The organism is Pseudomonas sp. MWU12-2319 (genome assembly GCF_023242525.1).
Lineage (GTDB): Bacteria > Pseudomonadota > Gammaproteobacteria > Pseudomonadales > Pseudomonadaceae > Aquipseudomonas > Aquipseudomonas gingeri_D.
Genome location: NZ_JALJES010000001.1, coordinates 167,179 through 187,674, shown reverse-complemented (window position 1 = coordinate 187,674; position 20,496 = coordinate 167,179). Strand labels below are relative to the sequence as shown.

The window sequence follows — 20,496 nt, the reverse complement described above, 5'->3', positions numbered from 1 at the left end:
TACACTGCAAAACCTGTAGGAGCAGAGCTTGCTCGCGAAGAGGCCCGTGAGGACGCTAAAAGCTTCGCGGGCAAGCCCTGCTCCTACAGTCACGTGTTTTGGCGCCAAATAGCGTCAGGCCCAACCGTCTGGAGCTTGGCTGCGAATCACTTCGGCCCGAGAATCTTCAGCAGCTTGTCCGGTGACGGTGCACCCTGCTGCTGTTGCAGATCACCATTCTCATCGAGATAGAAAATCGACGGGGTCGCCGACAGCTCCAGATCCTCCATCAGCTTCATGTTGGCATCGAGCTTGGCCTGGATCGGTGCCGGGATCGTGTCCAGCGGCTTGAGCTTGCTGCCCTTGCCGGCCTTCTCATGGTCATGCAGGGCCAGTTGCGGGTCCTTGGCGGTAAACAGCGCGGCCGCCTTGGCCGCACTGTCCTCGCGGATAATCCCGACCATGATATGGCGCAATTGCACCTTGCCCGAGTCGACCCACGGCCGTGCCTGTTCCCAGAACATATTGCAGTACGGACAGTTCGGATCACTGAACAGATAGACGGTGCGCGGTGCATCCTGCTTGCCGTCCTCGATCCAGCTGCTCTTCTCCATCTGTCCCCAGACCTGCTTGGCCATCGGCCCATACACCAGCTTGTGCAGCGGCGCCTGGCTCAGGTCGTTGCCGTCGGCGTCATACAGGTTGCCGGCGATCACATTCTTGCCATCGGCGGTCAGGTACAGGGCCATGCCCCGATTCTGGAACTGGGCGGCATAACCCCGCAGGCCACCCGGTGCGTCGAAGCTGCCGACGATTTTCGCGCCCTTGGCTTCGATGCTCTTGATCGGCGCGGGCAGTTCTTCGGCCTGGACCATGGGCGCTTGCAGCAGCAACGCGCCCAGTGCGGTGCTCAGGCTCAGGTTCAGCAGGTGGCGGTTGAAGGGCATAGCGGTTTCCTTGCGGTGGCCGGTGTGGCCGAAGTGGATTTGGGCGGACCGAAGTTTTCCAGGGCCCGGGCCAGGCTGGCCTGGGATAATTCGCCCAGGTGAGTACCCAGCAGGCGGCCTTCGGCGTTGTACAACAGGGTGGTGGGCAGGGCCATGGAGCCGACGCTCTGGGCCAGCTTGCCGGTACCGTCGAACAGCACGTTGTCCAGGTTCAGGCCCTGGGTCATCAGGAAGGTGCTGACGCTCTGCATGCTTTCGGCCTGGTTGACGAACAGGAAGGTCACGTCCTGGCGTTCATGCTGGGCTTTTTGCAGCACCGGCATTTCCCGTCGGCACGGCGGGCACCAGGTGGCCCAGAGGTTGATCACCAGCGGGCCGCCCTGGTAGTCGCGCAATTGCACCTCCTGGCCCTGGGCATTGCGCAGGGTGATTTCCGGCAGGCGGGTGCCTTGTTCGTAGAGGGTCATCGACAGGCTGGCCAGCAGCCAGAACGCCAGGCCACTGCCCAGGCCGAAACCCAGCGGCCGGCGCAGGGCCGGACGTCGCCAGCAGAACAGCACGGTGCCCGACAGCAGCGCCAGCACCCCCGGCCAGGCAAGGAAACCACCGTCGCGGATATCCAACACCTGCAACGGATCTTCGCGAAAATAGCTCCAATAGGCGATCACGAAACTGATCCGCGCCACCAGCATGGCCAGCATGAACAGACCGAACAGCACCGACTCCGGGTTGTCACCGCTGCGTTTCGCCACCCGCCAGCCCACCAGCGTCGCCAGGGCGAGGGCGAGCAACAACAGCAGGTGGTTGATCGACAACGCGAAGGTACCGAGGGTCAGGGTGAGCATCAGCGAGCATCCCGTGTGCTGTTCCAGTTCTGGAGAAAAGCCTTGGCATCGACTTCGCCGGTAATCCGACTGGCCCGGCGTTCCTGGCCGTCCGGTGCGAGCCATAGCAGGGTCGGTGGTCCCGGCACTTCATAGCGGCCGAGCAACTCGCGGCTGGCGGGGTTGTCGTTGGTCACATCCAGGCGCACCAGTCGGACATCGCCCAGGGCCTCCTGGACCTCGGCGTTGGAGAAGACGGTTTTCTCCATGATCTTGCACGACACGCACCAGTCGGCGTAGTAGTCCACCAGCACCCATTGGCTCCGGGCCTTGGCCGTGTCCAGTTCGCGCTGCAGGGCAGCCGGGTCATTGAGGGTGATAAAGGCATCGTGGGCCGCTGTCGCGCCGTTGGCCGCGGCCGCCCCGGTATAGACGTGCAACGGTCGCCACAGCTCGGTGCTGCCACCCGCCGCCCCGACCACCAGCAATGAACCCCAGAGGCCGAGCAGGACGCCGGCGCAGGTGCTCAGCAGGGCGGTGGGGCCCGGCTGCCGGGTCTGTTGCCAGATGCAGCTGCAGGCGATGATCAGCAGCAACGCGCCCCACAGGCCGAGCCACAGGGATTCGCTGACCACCGGGCGGATCATCAGCACGGCGGTGCCGAGGAACAGGAAGCCGAACACCGCCTTGACCCGGTCCATCCAGGATCCCGGCTTGGGCAGGAAACGGTTGCCCACGGTCACCAGCAGCAACAGCGGCAAGCCCATGCCGATGCCCATGGTGAACAGCACCAGACCGCCTTCGACGATATTGCCGCTCTTGGCGATATACAGCAGGGCACCGGCCAGGGGCGCGGTCATGCACGGGCCGACCAGCAGGCCGGAAAGGGCACCGAGTATCCCGGCCCCCACCAGGCTGCCGCCGCGACGACCACTACCGGCGTTTTCCAGGCGATCACGCAGGGCCGCCGGCAATTGCAGTTCGAAGAAACCGAACATCGGCAGGGCCAGCACCACGAACAATGCGGCGAAACTGCCCAGCAACCAGGGTTGTTGCAGCAGCGCCTGCAAGTTGCCGCCGAGCAGGGCCGCGAGCATGCCCAGTGCGGCATATACCAGCGCCATGCAGATCACATAGCTGCTGGCCAGGGCAAAGCCGCGCCTTGGACTGGCGCCACTGCCCACTACCAAGCCGGCGAGGATCGGCAGCATCGGCAGCATGCACGGGGTGAACGCCAGCAGCAGGCCGAGGCCGAAGAAGGCCAGCAGGCTCCAGCCCAGGGCGTTGTGCTGCAGGTTGGCGGCCAGGGATTGATCCTGCGCCTGAGCCTGGCCTGGCGCCGTGGACACCGGGGCCTTGCCGCCCAGGTCGACGACCTGGCTTTGTGGCGGGTAGCACAGGCCGGCGTCGGCGCAGCCTTGCCAGCCCACGGTGACCTTGCCCGTGGCGCCGGCCGGGATCAGCAGCTCGAGTTCGCTGCGATAGACCTGCTGGTCGCCGAAGAACTCGTCGCTATGGTGCTCGCCCTCGGGCAGCGCGGGCCGCTGGGCCGGGTCGAGGCCGTCGAGCTTCAGGCGTTTCTGGTAGAGGTAATAACCGTCGGTGATCTGCCAGTACAGCCGGGTTTGTCCCGAGGCCAGGGTCTCGGTGCTGAAGGCGAAGGCCTGGCCGACGGGCAGGAAGTCCGGCTTTTTTACCGCGAACGGATCGTTACCGGCCTGGGCCAGGCCTGCGAAAAGGACAAAAACAAAGGTCAACAACCAACGCATAAAAAAGCCTTAGAACCGTGGCGAGTGGAGCCAGCCTGCAAGCGGGCGATTAACCGATCATTAACCCGATATTATCCGGGTTGTACACGGACTTTGTAGGCACCGGGTGATTAACTATTCTGCGGGCATTGGCGGCATAATCGCCGCTTAATCCATTTGCGTTCCAATCGACACATTTGCGCAGGTATCCCCATGCACGTACTGGTTTGCGAAGACGATGAACTGATCGCCAGCGGCATCAAGGCCGGACTGACCGCCCAGGGCATGATCGTCGAGCATGTCGCCAATGCCGCGGCGGCGCGGGCCATGTTGCGCGCGGCCGAGTTCGACGTGATGGTACTTGACCTCGGCCTGCCCGACGAAGACGGCCTGAAGCTGCTGGCACAACTGCGCCAGAAGGGCCTGGAGATACCGGTGCTGATCCTCACCGCCCGCGACTCGGTGACCGACCGGGTCGACGGCTTGCAGGCCGGCGCCGACGACTACCTGCTCAAGCCCTTCGACCTGCGCGAACTGTTCGCCCGCCTGCAAACCCTGCTGCGGCGCGTGGCCGGGCGCAGCGTCAACCTGATCGAGCACGGCGCCCTGAGCTACGACCCGAGCAGCCGCGTGACCCTGCTCGGCGGCCAGCCGGTGGACCTCTCGCGCCGTGAGCAGGCGCTGTTGCAGGCGCTGCTGCACAACCGCGGCCGGGTCCTCTCCAGCGAGCAACTGAAAGACAGCGTCTACGGTTTCAGCGACGAGCTGGAAAGCAATGCCTTGAACGTGCATATCCACCACCTGCGCCGCAAGCTCGGCAACGGTATTGTCGAAACCGTTCGCGGCCTCGGCTATCGACTGGGCCCGGCGGGTAACGAGGACACCGCGTCATGATGAGCCTGCGTCTGCGCCTGAGCCTGACCATCGGCGCGGCGTTTATCCTGATCTGGGCCCTGGCCGCGACCTGGATGCTCAGCGACCTGCGCCACCAGATGATGTTTTCCCTCGACCAGCGCCTGGTGGCTTCGGCGCGCATGGTCGCCGGGTTGCTGGAGCAGTTGCCGCCGATTTCGACCAAGGGCGACGGCACCCATTTCAGCGCCGAACAGCTTAATATCCCCGGTGGCATGGCCTGCCAGGTCAGCTCCCTGCGCGGCGAGATCCTGGCCCGCAGCCACAACAACCCGGAACAGGCCCTGGAGGACCAGACCGCCGGTTTCCATGACCAGATGATCGATGGCGCGCCCTGGCGCAGCTTCACCCTGGTGCGCGGCGACGTGCATATCACCACCGCCGACCGCCAGGTCGAACGCGAGGCGCTGAACCTCTCGGTGCTGCTGGCGGCCTCGGTGCCGGTCGGCGTGGCATTGGTGGGTTGCCTGTGCCTGCTGTGGCTGGGGATCGGCCAGGGCCTGGCGCCGCTCAATCGCATGCGCGATGCCTTGATGCGCCGTAGCCCCGACTCCCTCGAACCCTTGCAGGTGCAGCCGCTGCCCCGGGAATTGCAGCCGTTGCTGGACACCCAGAACCAGCTGTTCCAGCGTATCGGCAAGACCATCGAGCGCGAGCGCCGCCTGACCGGCGATGCCGCCCACGAACTGCGCAGCCCGCTGACCGCGATCAAGACCCACCTGCAAGTGGCGCGCATGACCGAAGGCGCGGCCCGTGACCAGTCCCTGGCCCACGCCGAGGCCGGCGCCGACCGCCTGCACCGGACCCTCGAGCAATTGCTGCTGTTGGCGCGGGTCGAAGGCAGCCTGTCGTTCGACGATGGTGTGCAGTGCAATGCCGAGCAGGTGGCGCGCCTGGCGATCCAGGATTCGGCCAATGGCAATCGTGGTCGCATTGCCTTGCACCTCGCGGAAAACTTCTCCGCGGCGCCGCTGGAAATGCCCTCGACCCTGTCCATCGCCGCCTTGCGCAACCTGCTGGACAATGCCCTGCGCCACACACCGGGGGATGCGCCAGTGGAATTGAATGTGGAAACCATCGGCAACCGCGTGCGCTTCCAGGTCCGCGACCACGGCCCGGGCATCGCCCCGGACGATCTGCAACACCTGACCCAACGTTTCTGGCGCAACAGCACCAGCACCGGTTGCGGCCTGGGGCTGGCGATTGTCAACGCCATCGTCCAGCGTTGCGGCTGCGTGCTGCACTTCGACAGCCGTCCCGACGGGCTGCGGGTCGAACTGACCATGCCGTTGCAGGCGGTCTGAACCCCCTCTCCTGAAAAACTCCTGATGCAAAGCGTCGCCCGGGTGTAAATCCTGGTGCCGCCGGTGCGTTTCCAGAACACAAAGCCTGCGCGCACCCGCGCGCGGGCACAGGGTTTTGGTCACTATCAGCAGAGTATTGAGGGATCGAGAGATGTCAGTCGCTACCAGCCTTATCGAAAAATTACCGGTGGGTGCCAGTCAGCTGCCGGTTGGAACGCTCTATCAGTTCGACGAGTCGCCGATACTGGCCCGCCAGAGTCGCCAGGAATCCAACGCTCGCAGCTACCCACGGCGTATCCCCCTGGCGCTCAAGCGCGCCAAGGGCCTGTATGTCGAGGATGTCGAGGGCCGCCGTTTCATCGATTGCCTGGCCGGTGCCGGGACCCTGGCCTTGGGGCACAACCACCCGGTGGTGATCGAGGCGATCCAGCAGGTCCTGGCCGATGAGCTGCCGCTGCACACCCTCGACCTGACCACGCCGGTCAAGGACCAGTTTGTCCAGGACCTGTTCGGCTTGTTGCCCGAGGCCCTGGCCAAGGAGGCGAAGATCCAGTTCTGCGGCCCCACCGGCACCGATGCGGTGGAGGCCGCGCTGAAACTGGTGCGTACGGCCACGGGGCGTAGCACCATCCTGTCTTTCCAGGGCGCCTACCACGGCATGAGCCAGGGCGCCTTGAGCCTGATGGGCAGCCTGGGGCCGAAAAAGCCATTGGGCGCACTGTTGGGCAATGGCGTGCAGTTCCTGCCGTATCCCTACGACTACCGTTGCCCGTTCGGCCTGGGTGGCGCGCAGGGGGTCAAGGTCAACCTGCATTACCTGGAAAACCTGCTGAACGATCCCGAGGGCGGCGTGCAGTTGCCGGCGGCGATCATTGTCGAGGCGGTGCAGGGCGAGGGCGGCATGATCCCGGCGGACCTCGACTGGCTGCGCGGCCTGCGGCGGATCACCGAGCAGGCCGGCGTGGCGCTGATCGTCGACGAAATCCAGAGCGGTTTCGGGCGTACCGGCAAGATGTTCGCCTTTGAACACGCCGGCATCATTCCGGACGTGGTGGTGATGTCCAAGGCCATTGGCGGCAGCCTGCCCCTGGCGGTGATGGTCTATCGCGACTGGCTCGACACCTGGGCCCCGGGCGCCCATGCCGGGACCTTCCGTGGCAATCAGATGGCCATGGCCGCCGGCTCCGCGGTGATGCGTTATCTCAAGCAACACGACCTGCCGGCCCACGCGGCGGCCATGGGCGCGCGTTTGAGCGAGCACCTGCGCATCCTGCAGCGGGACTTCCCGCAGTTGGGCGATATCCGTGGGCGCGGCCTGATGCTGGGGGTCGAACTGGTCGATCCGAGCGGTACCCCGGATGCCCAGGGGCATCCGCCAGCCTTTGCGCGCCTGGCGCCGCTGATTCAGCGTGAGTGCCTCAAGCGCGGGCTGATTCTCGAACTGGGCGGGCGTCACGGTGGCGTGGTGCGGTTCTTGCCGCCCCTGGTGATAAGCGCGCCTCAGATTGACGAAGTGGCACGGATTTTCGGTGATGCGCTGGCGGCGGCGGTGGCCGGCCTCTAATTTTTTGCCGGGCTTCAACGTTTCCTTCTACACGAGCGCTGCGCAGCGGGCGCGGCCTCATCCCCACACGACGGAGAACAGCAATGACTTCAGTATTCGACCGCGACGACATCCTCTTCCAGGTAGTGGTCAACCACGAGGAGCAATATTCCATCTGGCCGGACTACAAGGCGATCCCCAATGGCTGGCGCGCCGTGGGTAAAAGCGGTTTCAAGAAAGAGTGCCTGGACTATATCGAAGAGGTCTGGACCGATATGCGCCCGCTGAGCCTGCGCCAGAAAATGGAGGCGCAGGCCGTCGCGGGTTGAAGGCTTGCCCCCGCGCGCGATGGGGGCCGACTGTTCAGAGATCGTGATGGGCTATGTAAGGGTCCAGATTCTTCGCGTAGATCAATTCGCGCTTCAAATGATCGAGATTGTCAAAGACTTCCGATCCGTCGTAGCCCAGTGCTGGTGCTCTAAGGCAGAGCTGGTCGGGCATCCCGGCCTTTTGCAGGATCGGGATGACCTTCAACGAGCGGTCCGTTGAGCGATAGACCAGCACGGGGCCGTTCTCGACCTGGCCGAACAGAAACATGCCAGGTCGATGGAGTTGCGGATGGGTATCGAGCCTGAGTGTCCCGGGCAGGCCTCCGGGCGTCCCGGCCACCTGCACCATGCCGATGCTCTTGAGCCGCCATACCAGATCGCCAATGCTGCTGAATCTTTCGCTGTCAGGAATACCGGATCCGGCCGGGGCAAGGAACTGTCCTTCGCTGGCAATCAATGGGATCTCCGTGTAGGGCCTGTCTTTAGGTTTCTGGACCAGCAGGAAACCCTCGTTGGTGGTTTCAATCAGGAAGTCCGATGGCTTGTGCAGACACTCCCTGGAGTTGTGCTGGTTGGGGCGCAGGGGGGAGGACTGAATACTGATCTCCAGCTTCAGGTCCGCGCGGACCTGATGAACCCCATTGGAAAAAAGCGCCACTTCGCCGCTGTCAGGCGTGATCCGTAGCGCCGGCTTCCCCCCCGTGGCGACAGTACGCAGGCCCACCGCGCCTTGTAATTCGGCCAGACCGGGTATTTGCCTGAGCGTGTTGACATGGATACTTTCCACCAGCGCCAGCCATCGATGCGCACCGTATTGCTGTTGGTCGGCGCTGATCAGCTTGTGGGCAATATAGTTGAAGGTGGACAAGCGTCTGATGCTCGGACTCCATGCCGGGTCCCGGTTCTGCACGCGCTTCCCGTCGGGATAGCTGATGGCCGTGTCCAGTGCCTGGATCCTGATACCGTGCTGGCGAGCGCCGACCAGCAATTGCCGCAGTGAATACCTGCCCTTCGGATCAATCGAGTCCTTGCTGTCCTCATTGCGAAGCAGGTTCTTCAGTTCGTCGGGTATCACACCCGTGGTGTGAAAGTCGTCCAGAAGCTGCTGGTCGAAGTCTTTCATCAGGTGCTGTACATAAATCCTTTGCACCTGCAGCTTCGAGAGAACCGGCAGGTTGTCGATCAGCAGTTGCCTCGCCATGGTTGACTTGGCGCCAGCCCCCAGCACCAGTCCCTGGCTGTTTTCGTAGATTTTTTCAAGGAACCGCGCCGGAGGACTTTCTGCCGGTAACTGCGGCACTGGGCGTTGGCCAGGGATGACCTGGGTGTGGGCAAAGAAGGCCTGGGCGGTTTTCTCCAGGAGTTCCTTGCGGCGAAAGAATTCGCTGCGGATATTGCGATTGACGCTATTCGTGGCATTGCCGGAGTCCATTATCGCGACACCCTTTTTTTCGCGGATTTCGGGGTTGAGCAAGTCCCTGAAGCGGGGCGAAGCTTCAAACGAGACATTCCAGGGTACTTTTACCGACAGTTTCAGGTCGGCGCCGATGAAGTTGGTATGGGTGGTGCTGGAGGCGACCGGCAGCAGCGTTTGTGCCGCGGGCCCGATCACCACATCTTCGACCTGCAGGCCGATAGTGCCTTGGGCCATGGCCAGTCCCGGGGCAATTCTGGAGTGACGGCTATTGGCATGTTTGTTTTCCAGCAGGGCAATCCATTTACCCCCGGCGCCATTCAGCCGATCGGCGTGGATGACCTGATTGGCATGCTGGACCATCACCCGTCCGTGGTCGAACAGGGCGCGTTCATCTTTCGAGAGTGAGTAGCTCGCCGCACAATCGAGCGCCTGAACCCGAATACCGTGAGCTTGCGCGGTGCTGACCAGGCGATGGTAATTGTAAAAGCCCGGCGAGGAGCTGCCATACACGGTGCCCAGTACTCGCAAGTGGGTATCCAGTTGATGGCTCATGATTCCGGTTTTGTGGAAGTGGTCCAGGTGAATTTGCTCGATATCGGTTCTGAGGTGCTCCAGATAAAGGGTTTTCACGCCTTTTTCAGCCAAGGTGGCCATGTTCTCGATCAGGAACAGCTTGCTGCCCGGGCTGGTCAGCACTTCGCCGAGGACCAAGCCTTCGGCGTTTTGATAAAAGGCTTCGATCATTGCGCGGGGGCTGGTGCCACGGCTTGGCTGGGGACGTGTGGGCGCGGGCGGCAGTGTGTTGTTTCTGAAGAACGTGTCGGAATTCGCCAGCAGCCGTGCGCGCAGCTCCATGAGCTTCTTCTTCGTGGCGATTTGCACGAGGGAACTGCTGGTGTTCGACAAGGCTGGCGCCTGGGCGACAACCAGTCGATGTTCCTCAGGCAGTTGATACTGACGCAAGGCCGTTGCAGCACTGTTTTCTTTCCAGATATCGCTGCCCGCGACCCGGTACAAGGCCGGGCCCGAGGGTAGGAACTCTTCCCGCGCCTGGGCGCAGTAGGACCTGACGCTTTCGTCATAGCGGACCATGACCACCTGGCCATCTTCGAGATTGACGAACTTGCGCTGCTGGGCCACGCGAAACCCTTCGCTGTCGGCGGGCGGCAGGCCTTTGGGCGCGGGCCTTGAGTAGGCGCTCAAGGGGCGGCCCGGCGACAGGCTGTTGGCAACGGGACCGACGATGCTGCTGATGGCAATGGGGGCCGTGCCGGGGATTTGTGCGACGGGAGCCACTACCGGCCTGACGGGCGGTGTGCCCCCGGGGGCGCTCGGCAGCACCGGGGTGCCGGTGGCGGGCAGGCGGTTGCGTATCGCCGGGCTGATTTCGGGGAGTCTGATGGCCGGCAGATCGGGTTGTCCGGTGCCGGAGGTGCCGGGGCGAATCGGTGTTCTGGGGGACATGACGGAATCCTTTCGTTGAGCGTGTTCTCACTGGGCCGGCCAACGGCGCGTCTTGTGCCGTGGGCAAGCCCGGTCCGGTGTTTCTCGGGTAGGGTTGGAGGCCCCGCGCGGCTAGCGCGGGGTGTGGATAAACAGGTCCGCAGGGTCGACAAGGGAGGCTTCGTCGTTGTCGGTGCGCCACTGCTGTGTCAGCGTGTCGTAGGTGATTGCGGCGTAGTCGGTCTGGGATCGCGCACTTGAAGTCGAATCGCTGATCACCCTGAGCCCTTTGATCCTGACGCTGCTGCTGGCCAGTTGGTCGTCTGCCTGATGCTGTTCGATACAGCGCTTTATGGCGTCCAGATCGGCATGGGCACGGGCATCCAGTTCCTGCAGCAACAGCTGGTCGAAGATCCGGTCCACCTCATACCGGGCGCCGGATGTCACGACGATGTAGATCAGGTCCATCGGTTGCGCGGGATCGTCGTGGGTCGGCAGCAGGAAGCGGATATTGCCGACCCATAGCTGCTGGGGGGCGATCCTGATATCGCCGGGCGTTACGATCTGCGCGCTTGCCTGGGTATGGATGTACCAGGTCGACGCATTGGTGATTTTCGCCAGGGCTCCCGGCGTCGACAGGCGGATGGTCGCGCCGGAGCAGGGATAGAGTTCATAGGTTGAACTCATTCCCTCCAGGGTGTAGATCGTCGAGGCGCCGCCGGCTTTGAAGTCGACGCGCTGCGGATGGTCCTTCAGCAAGGCGCTCTGGCTTTCCGGCGAACGGAACAGGCAGTTGCCGGTACGCCTGCGTAATGAGGCACGGCCATCGATGCTCCTGATGCCCGGGTTGCGGCTGTCGTCGAGATAGCTGGCGGTTGGCGCGCCGACCTGGTATGAACTGCCATCGCGCAGCACCAGGACAATCCCATGGTTCAGGTCGAACCCGGTGGTATGCAGCGCGGCGCCGACATCGGTCGCTTTGCCCGCGCCTTCGACCACCCAGTCCTTGAGCGTCAGTTGTGTCTGGTCGTCGAACCGCAGGCTCAGGCTGGCCTCGCTGTAGCTCAGGTAGTTGAAGGCACCGATCCTCTTCGATTGCACCTGGTAACGGGTGCTGACCTGCTCGATCTCAGCGCTGTCGTAGTCGAGGAACAGCGTGGTTGAGGGGCGCGTGTCGTCGGGTGTGACCTGGAAGGTCGTGTGCAGGGTCTGCCTGGCGATGAAGTAGCCGCTGGTCGAGGCTCCGGGAAGACTGTGCTCGCCGCCATTGACGGGCTGCGGGGCTGGTGGGAGTTGTCCGAGGATCAGCACCGTGGCGCGGATATCCTGGTCGTCCGTGCCCTCCAGCGTGGCCGGCAGATCGGGTTTGAGGGTGTGGCCCTCCCGGGTGACAAACAACAGCAGGTCATTTTGCAGTTGCCGCCCGCCGTCGTGTTTATAGACACCCCTGATGGTCAATTGGTGACTGGGCAGCCTGCCATTCTCGTCACGCAACGAGGTGACGACCAGCGCGGTGTCGACGATGCGCCAGCTCTGGATGCGCTCCATGGGCCAGTCCAGTTCGATGGTGCTGGGCTCACCGCCGTCCTCGTCGAGGATCACGGTTCGTCCAGTCGGGGTCATCCGGTAGTGGTCTTTGCCGGCGCCGCCGGCGACCCTGCTTTCCGTGCCCTTGAGTATGAAGTGGTCGTCGCCGTCACCGCCGCTCGCCTGGTCGTCCGAGCCCTGCAGGGTGATGTGGTTGGCCTGCGAGTTACCGTTCACGCGACTGCTGCCACCGGCAAGGGTCTCGACATGCTCGATGGCGGCCAGCGTGGCATAGGCGACCGGGTTGAGATCCGCGGCGTTACGGCGCAACCCCAAGGTGCCGCTGTCCAGGTCAACCTCGTGGCCGACGAACCGGAAGCTATTGCGAGATGGGACCTGCCCTTGCAGCGACAGCGTATCCTGGCCGTCGCCACCCTGTAGCGCACTGATGGCGGGCACGTTGGGGGAGGTCAGGGTGGCCTGGGTCTGGAACAGAAAGGCGTCATCCCGATCGCCGCCGGTCAGGGTCTTTTTGCCGGTGGAAAAGGCAAAGTAGTTGGGTTTGTCGCGTACGCCGATGACCCGGTCGTTGCCGCCGCCCAATTGCCAGAGCAGGCCCTTTTTTTCCCCCGGCGTTCCGCTGACCAGACCCGGGATTTGCCCCAGGCCCTTTGCGGCATCGATGACATCGTCGCCTTCGCGGACCACCGGCGTATTGACGGTCGTATAGGGTTGTTCCTCGCCCTCATCCCAGCGCGCTGCCCAGTGTTTGACGGGCTCCAGCTCAACGTGGAAGTTGCCGTTCACCACCCCCGCGAGGGTTTCCTTCATTTCCACGTCGAGGAGCGCCCTGGCGCGGGTTTCCAGGGCCTTGCCATAGTCGACCCGGGTGCGCTCGACCAGGTAGCGGTCCATGACCTCCTGGTCCAGCGCCTGCCCGGTAAAGGCGAACCAGCCCGAACGCCAGCGCTCGTTGACGCTCAGCTCGATATAGTCGTCGATATCGTCGACCTGGCGCACGGCGCTGTAGATCTTCGCACCGACGATCAATACCGCGCAGGCGACGAGACCGAGCGGGCCGGCGGAACTGAAGCCGGCGGCGGCCGCCGCGCCGAGGGCCAGCGACAAGGTGGCGCTGGCAATGCTGAACCCGGCCGTGACGTAATGGTCCATGGCCTCCTTGCCGCTGGCCTTGGCGGCATTGTTGAACGCCACCACGGCACTGTGGATATCGAATGGCAGGGTCAGCACATTGCCCAGCAGGCCGGCACTGCGGCTGACCAGCAGGCCGGCGGAGGTGGCGCGAAAGCCCTGGAAAATCCTGCCGCCCTGGCTGAGCAGGGCTTCCCCGGTTTTCCGCAAGCCGCGCTCGACCAACACCGACGTCAGCTCGGCGCCAATACTGCCGGCATTCACGGCCGCCTCGGTGACGTCGCGCTTTTTCAGTGCTTCGCGGATGCCGACCAGGCCGCTGTAGATCCCATAGGCCTGCATGCCCGAGCCGGCCGTGAGCATGCTGCGGCTCTTGGCGGTATCGATCCAGCTCGGAAGGCTGAAGGTGACATATTTGTGCGTGAGAATTTGCAGGTTCTGCAAGCGCACCAGCAACTGATCGAGATGCTTCATCAGGTTGGCGGCCAGCGCCGGTTTTTCTGTCCCGAGCAAGGGCGGGGCCTGCAGGGAGCGTTGCGAGCCTATTTCAAACAGCACGTCGATCGGGCGCTGATGGCTGTCGTCCCCGGTCTCCAGATGCCGTTGCAGTTCATCCGGATCGAACTGCAAATCATCCACCAGGGCCCGGCCGCTGCCCTGGAGTTGCGGGTCGGCACTGTCGAGGGCGCGTCCGCCGAGCCTGGCGCCCATGTCATAGAGTTCCACGCGACTGATGACAAAGCTGTCCAGGGTCACCGGTCCCAGGCGCGCGTCCAGTTCGGCGAGGCCGGCCCGGCCCCTGGCCGGTGAGGGAACGGGGCTGGTGGAAGGCTTCTTGACGGCAGGGTTTGCCACAAGGTCCGAGATGACAATGCCATCGACGGGTCTGGCGACCCGATCATTCCTGCTGAGTGTGTTGGCCATGGACAAGTCCTTTTATCGTGAGTTTTGAGGAACCGCACGAAGGAGTATCTCCAGGGGTGTTTTTGCGCTTGAGGTATCTGTTTATGGTTTCAGCCTGTCCTTGTCGGGGATGAGCGGAATCTGCAGCGGGACAACGCTTGTCTATAAGGGAGCCAGTTTCTCCAGGACTTGCGTGATCGAGTCTTCAAGCCCGGTCAGCGGGTCGGCGTTCTCGTTCTCGAGCACCAGCAGCGTACTGCCGGCCTGACTGATCGCCGACTTCACGGCCTGCGGAGGCTGACGGTGATCCAGCACCAGTTTCACCTCGGCGTCCTTGAGGGTTGCGCTCAGCTTGGCCAGGGCCTCGGGCGTCCATTGCTCGTCGGCCCGGGCATCGACCTGGATCAGCTCCAGGTTGAGTCCGCCCACCAGGTAGTTGAAGCGCTCGGAGAGGCTGAACACGCTCAGGTTGTCGGCTTTGGCCAGCCTTGCTTCGCTGTCGGCGCTGAGTTTGAGCAGGCGCTGCTTGAGGGTCGCCAGGTTGCTTTCGATCTTCGGCTTGGCCTCAGGGGCCAGGCGTACCAGGTCGGCGGCGATCACATCGGCCATCCGTCCCAGGTTGTTGCTCGACAGCCAGGGCTGGCTGTTCAGACCGTCCACGCCATTGCCCGGCTGTACCGCGATACCCGCCAGGCCGCCATCCACCGGGCGAGCCGCATCCACCTCGACGATCCGCACATTGCTGCGCCGGGCCATGGGGTAGAGCGGGTCCTCGGGCCACAGCGAACGCAGCCCGATCACCGCGTCGGCATTGTTCGCCAGCTTCTGCAGGGCCGGGGCCCCGCGACCGCTGAAATAGGCGCTCTGGCGACTGCCCGGCAGATTGGCGTCGGCGGCCCGTTGCAGTTCCACGTCGGTGTCCTTGAGCAGGATTTCGCCCAGGCCGTAGGTGATCGGCAGGCTGGCGAGAATGCGCACCGGTTTGGCCGTGCTGCTGGCGTGCAACGCCACGGTACCCAGGCCGTGATTGGCGGTGATCTGCATCGGCGCCGGGGTGGCGAACGACGCTGCGCTGTACAGGCTACTCAGGGTCAGGGCGAGCGCCAGGGGGCGAAAAACAGGCATTTATCCAATATTCCCTTTGAGGCTGGGCACGGTGCCACGGGCGATCGCCGCGAGGGCGAAGGCGATACCGGCCATCAGGATGATCGCCGCGCCGGACGGCACGGGCAGGTCGAACAGGATCGGCAGCAGGATGCCGCAGAGGGTGCTGACGGTAGCAATCGCCACCGAGATCCAGAAGAACCCCTTGAGCGACTGGCTGAGCAGGCGCGCGGCGGCGGCCGGAATCACCAGCAGGGCACCCACCAGGATCGCGCCGATGACTTTCACCGCCGCCACGGTGATCAGCGTCACCAGCACCACGAACAGGTAGTCGAGGGTTTTCACCGTGACACCGCGCACCGCCGCCAGTTGCGGGTTGAAACTGGCCAGCATGATGCGGTTGTACAACGGCAGGCTCAGGCCCATCACCAGGCTGCCGACAATCAGCAGCACCAGCAGGTCGTTGCCGTTGACCGTCAGTACCGAACCGAACAGCACATTTTCCAGGATATGCACGTTGATCTTGCCGGCCAGCACCAGCAGCAGGCTGGCACCGAGGGCCAGGGACACCGAGAGAAAGACCCCGATCAGGGTATCCGGCGCCAGGCCGGTACGGTTGCGCAGGTAGTTGAGCAGCACGCCGAATAGCAGGCAGTAGCCGAACAGGCTGCCGTAGGGGCCGGTGTAGGGTTCGCCGAGCAGGATGCCGATGGCCACGCCGGTCAGGGCCGCGTGGCCCACGGCTTCGGAAAAGAACGCGAAGCGCTTGACCACCACCAGGGTGCCGAGGCCGCCCAGCACCGGGCCAATCAACAGTCCGGCGATCAGGGCATTGACTACAAAACCGTAAGCCAGCGCCGCTGGCAGGAAACCGGATGAGGCCCAGCCTTGGATCATCAGGCGAAAAGCTTCATAAGTCATGGCCGGGTCTCCTCGTTGAGGCTGCGCGGATGGGTGGAGAACAGGCTCAGCAGGCGGTCCGGGGTCAGGGCCTCGGCCGGCGAGGCATCGAACAGGATCCGGCGATTGAGGCCGGTGACCCGGTCGGCCAGGCGCTTGACCGCTTCCAGGTCATGTTCGATCCACAACACGGTGATGCCGGCGCGGCGCCAGTCGAGCAGCAAGCGCTCGAAAACCTGGATGCCGGCTTCGTCCAGGGCGGACATCGGTTCGTCGAGCACCAGCAGTTGTGGTGCCGGAATCAGGCCCTGGGCCAGCAAGACCCGCTGCCGTTCGCCGCCGGACAAGGCGCCCATGCGGCGCTTGCGTTTGTCCTGCATGCCGACCCGTTCCAGGGCCTCGCCAATCGCTCCGGCGAAATGCCGGGACAGTCCGAGGAAAGCCGGACGGCGCTGGCACATGGCGGCCATGAAATCGTCGACGGTCATCGGCAGACCGCGGTCGAACTCCAGGGCCTGGGGCACATAGCCGATGATCCCGGGAGCGTCGGGCCATTCCAGGCTCAGGCGTCCCTGGTGGGGCATCTGCCCGAGCAGGGTCTTGATCAGCGAGCTCTTGCCGCCACCGTTGGGCCCGACCAGGGCGTGCACATGACCGGGGCGAACCTGGAAGCTGACCTGATCGAGAATGGTGGTGTTGCCCAGCACCAGATCGATGCCGTCGAACTTCAACGTCGGGCCGATGGCCCGGACGACCAACCGTTCGGCGGCGGTCATACCCCGGCCTCCTGAATCGCCCGGACCACGGTGTCCAGGTTGTCGGTCATTTCCTTCTCGTACTTGTCGGCACTGTAGTCGCCATAGGAAATATGCGACAGCGGATAGATCCGCACCCCCGACTCGCGGCGGATGGTCTCGACATAGGTGGACGGGAAGTCCAGCTCCGAGAAGATCACCTTCACATCCAGCTCGCGCAGTTGGTCGATGGTCTTCTTCAACTGGCTCGGGCTCGGTTCGATGCCGTGGGCCGGCTCGACCACGGCGGTGACTTCCAGGCCGAACTCCCGCAGCAGGTAGTCATAGGCCGCATGCACCGTCGCCACCCGCAGGTCGGCATTGGGTGCCTGGGTCAGTTTGGCCAGGGCGTCGGCGCGGATCTGCCGCAGGCGCTTGCCGTAGGCCCGGGCGTTGGCGGTGTAGGTCTTGGCATTGTCCGGGTCGAGCTTGCCGAGTTCCCGGGCAATGTTGTTGACCTGGGCGATGGAGGCGCTGATGGAGAGGAAGGTGTGCGGGTTGACCACCTTGCCGGCGCCTCGCGCGGCGGTGCCGGTGGCCGCCAGCAGCGGCACGTTTTCATTGGCCTCGATCACGGCGATGTCGGGCTTTTCGCTGGCGGCGATCATGCGGTCGGCGAAGTCGTCATGGCCGACGCCATTGACCACGATCACATCCAGCGTGCCGATGCGCTTGATGTCCTCGGCGCGGGGTTCGTAGGCATGGGGATTGAAGCCGGCCGGGATCAGCGGCACTACTTCGGCCTTGTCGCCGACGATATTCGCCACGTAGCTGTAATAAGGATGCAGGGTGATACCGATGCGCAGGCGCTTGGCCGGGTCGGCCTGGACCTGGAAGGACAGCAGCAGGGGCGAGAGCAGCAGCGCGAGCAACAGGCGACGGCGGCCGAACAGAGCGGAAATGGACATGGGTAGACAGTCTTCCCTGGGGTGAGTCGGAAGGTTCAGTGCCGATGCTGGCGGGTTACGCCGGCATCGAATTGCGCGACCACCCGCTGCCAGCCGCCGGTGATCAGGGCGCTGTCGCTGAGGTCGGCGGGGGCCGCCAGGTTGTTGCTACGGTTGAGCCAGATGTCCGGCGCGGCGTTCGCATCGTTGCCGACCCGCATCAGGAACGAACCGGCAGTGGCCGTGGCGTGGCTCAGGCCGAAGTAGGCGCGCTGGTCGAGCAGGCGCCAGGCGTGGCCGCCGCGACTGACCGAGCTGGCGTCCTGGGCAAAGGGGGCAAAGCCTTCTTCGCCGAGTTGCTCGGGGGCGGGCAGGGCCTGCTGGTCCTGTTGCAGCAGGTGGATTTCGTCGAGGGTGACCCGCAGGTCGGCGTAGATGCCCTGCTCGCCGGCGCTCAGGTCGCGGCGCGCATCCACCTGATAGGCCTCGAGGGTGCTGACGTTCTGCTTCTCGCCATGCAGCGCCACCACGGAACCGGCGACCAGCAGCACGATCAGGCAGAACAGCAGCACGCAGAGGGTTTCATGGCCGGCCCCGGCGGGGCGGACGACCTGGGTGGTGGTGTTCATGGGGCTTCGATATCCCCATGGTCGATTTCAACGATATGCCCGGGACCGGCGTCGAACAGCACATAGAAATCGGTCGCCGGCTTCTTGAAGGTCAGGGTCGAGTCCTGCCCCAGCTTGCCCGGCAGCAGGATGCTTTCGTCATAGCCGATTACGTCCAGGGTCACCCCGGTGGCCGCGCTGCCATCGGAGAAACCGCCCTTGCATTGAATCTGCTCGGCATCGATCTGCTTGCACTCGCAGATCGGATTGTGGGCCAGGGTGCTGGTACTGAAACCGGCGGCCAGCAGCAGGAGGCCGGTGGCAAGCGCCTTGGGTGGCGTGAAGATCATTTTCGCGCTCCTTGTTTGTCCAGCCAGGCAAGGGTGGCCGGGGAGGCCTGGCGCAGTGGAAGAGAGGCCTGGTGCACCGAACCGTCCCAGCCCTCGAGGGTGATCCACAGTTCGGCATCGTCCTGGGTCCGGTCGGGAATCGGCACCACGGCATTCATGCGATAGGCGGTGCCGAAGAAGATCACCCCGGCGGCGCGCAGGCTGCGGGGTTTGCCGACGCGCAGGTAGGCGGCCTTGATCTGTTCGCCGCAAACGTCGCACAGGCGGGCATTGAAGCTTTTCAGATAACCGGCGGGTCCGTCGCGACGGGGTCCTTCGTCCCAGAGTTCGGCCATTTCCAGGCTCCAGGGGCCGACCTGGATTTGATTGAGGTGCTTGCCCAGGCCGGTGTCGCCACGGAACAGCGCGGCATCGGAAAAGTAGCGCGGCATAAAGCCCAGGGGGATCAGTACCAGCAGGATATTCAGGTGGAAGCGCCACTTGTGCCAGAAGCGGCGGAGGGGCGAGGGCGCAGGCAGCGCACTGTCCTTGCTCACGGGGTCACCTCCGGGGTCTCGGCATTCAGGGCCGCGTGGGCCTTGGGCGCGGGCGCCCGTTCGGTCTTGGCACTGCGTTTCAGGGCCTGGGCGGTGGCCAGGGCGGTGCGCTTGGTCCAGATCAGCAGGCCGCTCAAGACCATCATGCTCAGCACCAGGCCGAAGAAGAACCAGATCAGCTTGATCCACAGGCCGCCGAAATCCCCGGTGTGCAGGGGCCGCATCGATTCGGTGACGAACTCCAGGTTGTTGCGATCCGAGAGCAGGCGCGATTGTTCGATCTTGCCGGTGTAGGGGTTGATCTGCAGGGTCTGGTACATCAACGGATAACCGCTGCGGCCGCCGACTTCGATGGGGCTGAAGGCGTTGCCGGGCAGGCTGACAAAGCTCGAATCGAGCCCGGGAACCCGTTGCTGGGCGATGCGCAGGGCTTCGTCCGCGCCGAGCATCGGCGCCGGTCGGCCGTCGGGCATCAGCGGTGCGCTGTCATGGGAAATGATTGCCGGGATCGGCCGGCTGGCGAAGCTGATCTGGTTGTCGGCGAGGATCGCCTGGATCAGGAACCAGGTGCCGGTGATGGAAATCACCGCGATAAACCAGATCGACCAGATGCCGCTCAGCCGGTGGAAATCCCCCCAGAAAATCCGCGCGCCGTGGTTGAAGCGCAAGGTCGGCTTGAAGAAGCCCTTCCAGAAACGCTTGTACACCACCAGTCCGGTGACCAGCGACGCCAGCAGCGGCAGCCCGAGCAGCGACACCAGGTACCAGCCCCAGCTGTAACCGTTGACGAAAGGCACCAGCCACCAGCCGTGCAGGGCGCGGGTGAGCTGCTTGAAGTCGAACGGCGGGCTGATGCCCTGGATCACCCCGGTATAGGGATTGACGTAGACGCTCACCGAGCGGCCGTCGGGGTAGTTGATATCGGCGCGCAGGGCGAAATGCGCTTCGTCCGGGCGAATGATCTGCTGGACGATCACCTCGGGATCGCTCTTGGCGATGGCGGCGATCACCTGGTCGAAGCTGAGCAGCGGCGCGTCGTCGAACGGCTTGCTGGCGCGGATCTCGGGATTGGCCAGCCAGACGATTTCCTGGCTGATCACCGCCAGGGTGCCGGTGACACAGACGATCAGGACAAAGAACCAGATGGGCAGCGCCAGCCAGCCATGGACCAGGAACCAGAGTTTTGAGCGGGATTTCTTCGAGGTGGAAGGCTTCGACATGGGAAAGCGGGGGCTCGATTTCTAAGGGTGTCATTTGGATAAGACGGATGAGCCTTGGAAAAACGTATA

Annotated in this window: 17 protein-coding genes; 4 read left to right on the top strand and 13 right to left on the bottom strand. The window is 64.0% G+C overall.

Features of this window, described 5'->3' with window-relative positions:
- Positions 1–146: 146 nt before the first annotated feature.
- From dsbG to dsbD, 3 genes are read right to left on the bottom strand one after another with little or no spacing between them, the layout of a single operon-like run.
- Complete coding sequence (dsbG, locus tag M5C01_RS00665) at positions 147–926, bottom strand: thiol:disulfide interchange protein DsbG (RefSeq protein WP_152736981.1); 780 nt, start codon at positions 924–926, stop codon at positions 147–149.
- Positions 902–1,771 (bottom strand): TlpA disulfide reductase family protein, encoded by an 870-nt coding sequence (locus M5C01_RS00660; protein ID WP_103496881.1) that lies wholly within the window; start codon positions 1,769–1,771, stop codon positions 902–904. Before M5C01_RS00660 ends, dsbG begins: the two co-directional genes overlap by 25 nt.
- Complete coding sequence (gene dsbD / locus M5C01_RS00655; protein WP_152736980.1) at positions 1,771–3,519, bottom strand: protein-disulfide reductase DsbD; 1,749 nt, start codon at positions 3,517–3,519, stop codon at positions 1,771–1,773. Before dsbD ends, M5C01_RS00660 begins: the two co-directional genes overlap by 1 nt.
- 192 nt (positions 3,520–3,711) lie before the next feature.
- Here dsbD and M5C01_RS00650 point away from each other — a divergent pair, with 192 nt between their 5' ends.
- The 4 genes from M5C01_RS00650 to M5C01_RS00635 all read left to right on the top strand — a co-directional run bounded on the left by M5C01_RS00650 (position 3,712) and on the right by M5C01_RS00635 (position 7,586).
- The gene (locus tag M5C01_RS00650; protein ID WP_103496883.1) at positions 3,712–4,392 is read left to right on the top strand and encodes a response regulator; all 681 of its coding nucleotides are present in this window, start codon (positions 3,712–3,714) and stop codon (positions 4,390–4,392) included.
- Positions 4,389–5,714, top strand: coding sequence for an ATP-binding protein (locus tag M5C01_RS00645; protein ID WP_178129724.1), 1,326 nt, complete (start codon positions 4,389–4,391; stop codon positions 5,712–5,714). The genes M5C01_RS00650 and M5C01_RS00645 overlap by 4 nt, the downstream gene beginning before the upstream one ends.
- Positions 5,715–5,865: 151 nt before the next feature.
- Positions 5,866–7,278, top strand: a complete 1,413-nt coding sequence (locus tag M5C01_RS00640; protein WP_152736979.1) for an aspartate aminotransferase family protein — start codon at positions 5,866–5,868, stop codon at positions 7,276–7,278.
- An 83-nt stretch (positions 7,279–7,361) separates the two neighbouring features.
- Complete coding sequence (locus M5C01_RS00635) at positions 7,362–7,586, top strand: MbtH family protein (protein ID WP_103496885.1); 225 nt, start codon at positions 7,362–7,364, stop codon at positions 7,584–7,586.
- A gap of 34 nt (positions 7,587–7,620) precedes the next feature.
- Here M5C01_RS00635 and M5C01_RS00630 read toward each other — a convergent pair whose 3' ends face one another.
- The 10 genes from M5C01_RS00630 to M5C01_RS00585 form a co-directional block, all read right to left on the bottom strand.
- Positions 7,621–10,143, bottom strand: a complete 2,523-nt coding sequence (locus tag M5C01_RS00630) for a membrane-targeted effector domain-containing toxin (protein WP_248764268.1) — start codon at positions 10,141–10,143, stop codon at positions 7,621–7,623.
- A gap of 435 nt (positions 10,144–10,578) precedes the next feature.
- On the bottom strand, positions 10,579–14,049 hold the full coding sequence (locus M5C01_RS00625) for a calcium-binding protein (RefSeq protein WP_152736977.1): 3,471 nt from the start codon (positions 14,047–14,049) through the stop codon (positions 10,579–10,581).
- A 141-nt stretch (positions 14,050–14,190) separates the two neighbouring features.
- Entirely contained in the window at positions 14,191–15,153 is a 963-nt protein-coding gene (locus M5C01_RS00620; protein WP_152736976.1) for a zinc ABC transporter substrate-binding protein, read from the bottom strand.
- Positions 15,154–16,053, bottom strand: coding sequence for a metal ABC transporter permease (locus tag M5C01_RS00615; protein ID WP_152736975.1), 900 nt, complete (start codon positions 16,051–16,053; stop codon positions 15,154–15,156).
- Positions 16,050–16,808 carry a metal ABC transporter ATP-binding protein gene (locus tag M5C01_RS00610; RefSeq protein WP_152736974.1) on the bottom strand — a complete coding sequence of 253 codons (759 nt, stop codon included), beginning with the start codon at positions 16,806–16,808 and terminating at the stop codon, positions 16,050–16,052. The genes M5C01_RS00615 and M5C01_RS00610 overlap by 4 nt, the downstream gene beginning before the upstream one ends.
- The gene (locus tag M5C01_RS00605; protein WP_103496891.1) at positions 16,805–17,734 is read right to left on the bottom strand and encodes a metal ABC transporter substrate-binding protein; all 930 of its coding nucleotides are present in this window, start codon (positions 17,732–17,734) and stop codon (positions 16,805–16,807) included. The genes M5C01_RS00610 and M5C01_RS00605 overlap by 4 nt, the downstream gene beginning before the upstream one ends.
- 35 nt (positions 17,735–17,769) lie before the next feature.
- Positions 17,770–18,342: a DUF6162 family protein gene (locus tag M5C01_RS00600; RefSeq protein WP_152736973.1), complete on the bottom strand. Its 573-nt coding sequence runs from the start codon at positions 18,340–18,342 to the stop codon at positions 17,770–17,772.
- Positions 18,339–18,671, bottom strand: coding sequence for a hypothetical protein (locus M5C01_RS00595; RefSeq protein WP_152736972.1), 333 nt, complete (start codon positions 18,669–18,671; stop codon positions 18,339–18,341). Before M5C01_RS00595 ends, M5C01_RS00600 begins: the two co-directional genes overlap by 4 nt.
- Positions 18,668–19,207: a thiamine pyrophosphate-binding protein gene (locus M5C01_RS00590; protein ID WP_178129723.1), complete on the bottom strand. Its 540-nt coding sequence runs from the start codon at positions 19,205–19,207 to the stop codon at positions 18,668–18,670. The genes M5C01_RS00595 and M5C01_RS00590 overlap by 4 nt, the downstream gene beginning before the upstream one ends.
- Complete coding sequence (locus M5C01_RS00585) at positions 19,204–20,427, bottom strand: PepSY domain-containing protein (protein WP_152736971.1); 1,224 nt, start codon at positions 20,425–20,427, stop codon at positions 19,204–19,206. Before M5C01_RS00585 ends, M5C01_RS00590 begins: the two co-directional genes overlap by 4 nt.
- Between the last annotated feature and the right edge of the window lie 69 nt (positions 20,428–20,496).

Excerpts from the sequence above, each read along its gene's own strand:
- M5C01_RS00645 (WP_178129724.1), top strand. The coding sequence starts at position 4,389 with ATGATGAGCCTGCGTCTGCGCCTGAGCCTGACCATCGGCGCGGCGTTT.
- M5C01_RS00640 (WP_152736979.1), top strand. The coding sequence starts at position 5,866 with ATGTCAGTCGCTACCAGCCTTATCGAAAAATTACCGGTGGGTGCCAGT.
- dsbD (WP_152736980.1), bottom strand. The coding sequence starts at position 3,519 with ATGCGTTGGTTGTTGACCTTTGTTTTTGTCCTTTTCGCAGGCCTGGCC.
- M5C01_RS00600 (WP_152736973.1), bottom strand. The coding sequence starts at position 18,342 with ATGAACACCACCACCCAGGTCGTCCGCCCCGCCGGGGCCGGCCATGAA.
- M5C01_RS00650 (WP_103496883.1), top strand. The coding sequence starts at position 3,712 with ATGCACGTACTGGTTTGCGAAGACGATGAACTGATCGCCAGCGGCATC.
- M5C01_RS00610 (WP_152736974.1), bottom strand. The coding sequence starts at position 16,808 with ATGACCGCCGCCGAACGGTTGGTCGTCCGGGCCATCGGCCCGACGTTG.
- M5C01_RS00595 (WP_152736972.1), bottom strand. The coding sequence starts at position 18,671 with ATGATCTTCACGCCACCCAAGGCGCTTGCCACCGGCCTCCTGCTGCTG.
- M5C01_RS00620 (WP_152736976.1), bottom strand. The coding sequence starts at position 15,153 with ATGCCTGTTTTTCGCCCCCTGGCGCTCGCCCTGACCCTGAGTAGCCTG.
- M5C01_RS00625 (WP_152736977.1), bottom strand. The coding sequence starts at position 14,049 with ATGGCCAACACACTCAGCAGGAATGATCGGGTCGCCAGACCCGTCGAT.
- dsbG (WP_152736981.1), bottom strand. The coding sequence starts at position 926 with ATGCCCTTCAACCGCCACCTGCTGAACCTGAGCCTGAGCACCGCACTG.
- M5C01_RS00635 (WP_103496885.1), top strand. The coding sequence starts at position 7,362 with ATGACTTCAGTATTCGACCGCGACGACATCCTCTTCCAGGTAGTGGTC.
- M5C01_RS00585 (WP_152736971.1), bottom strand. The coding sequence starts at position 20,427 with ATGTCGAAGCCTTCCACCTCGAAGAAATCCCGCTCAAAACTCTGGTTC.
- M5C01_RS00660 (WP_103496881.1), bottom strand. The coding sequence starts at position 1,771 with ATGCTCACCCTGACCCTCGGTACCTTCGCGTTGTCGATCAACCACCTG.
- M5C01_RS00615 (WP_152736975.1), bottom strand. The coding sequence starts at position 16,053 with ATGACTTATGAAGCTTTTCGCCTGATGATCCAAGGCTGGGCCTCATCC.
- M5C01_RS00605 (WP_103496891.1), bottom strand. The coding sequence starts at position 17,734 with ATGTCCATTTCCGCTCTGTTCGGCCGCCGTCGCCTGTTGCTCGCGCTG.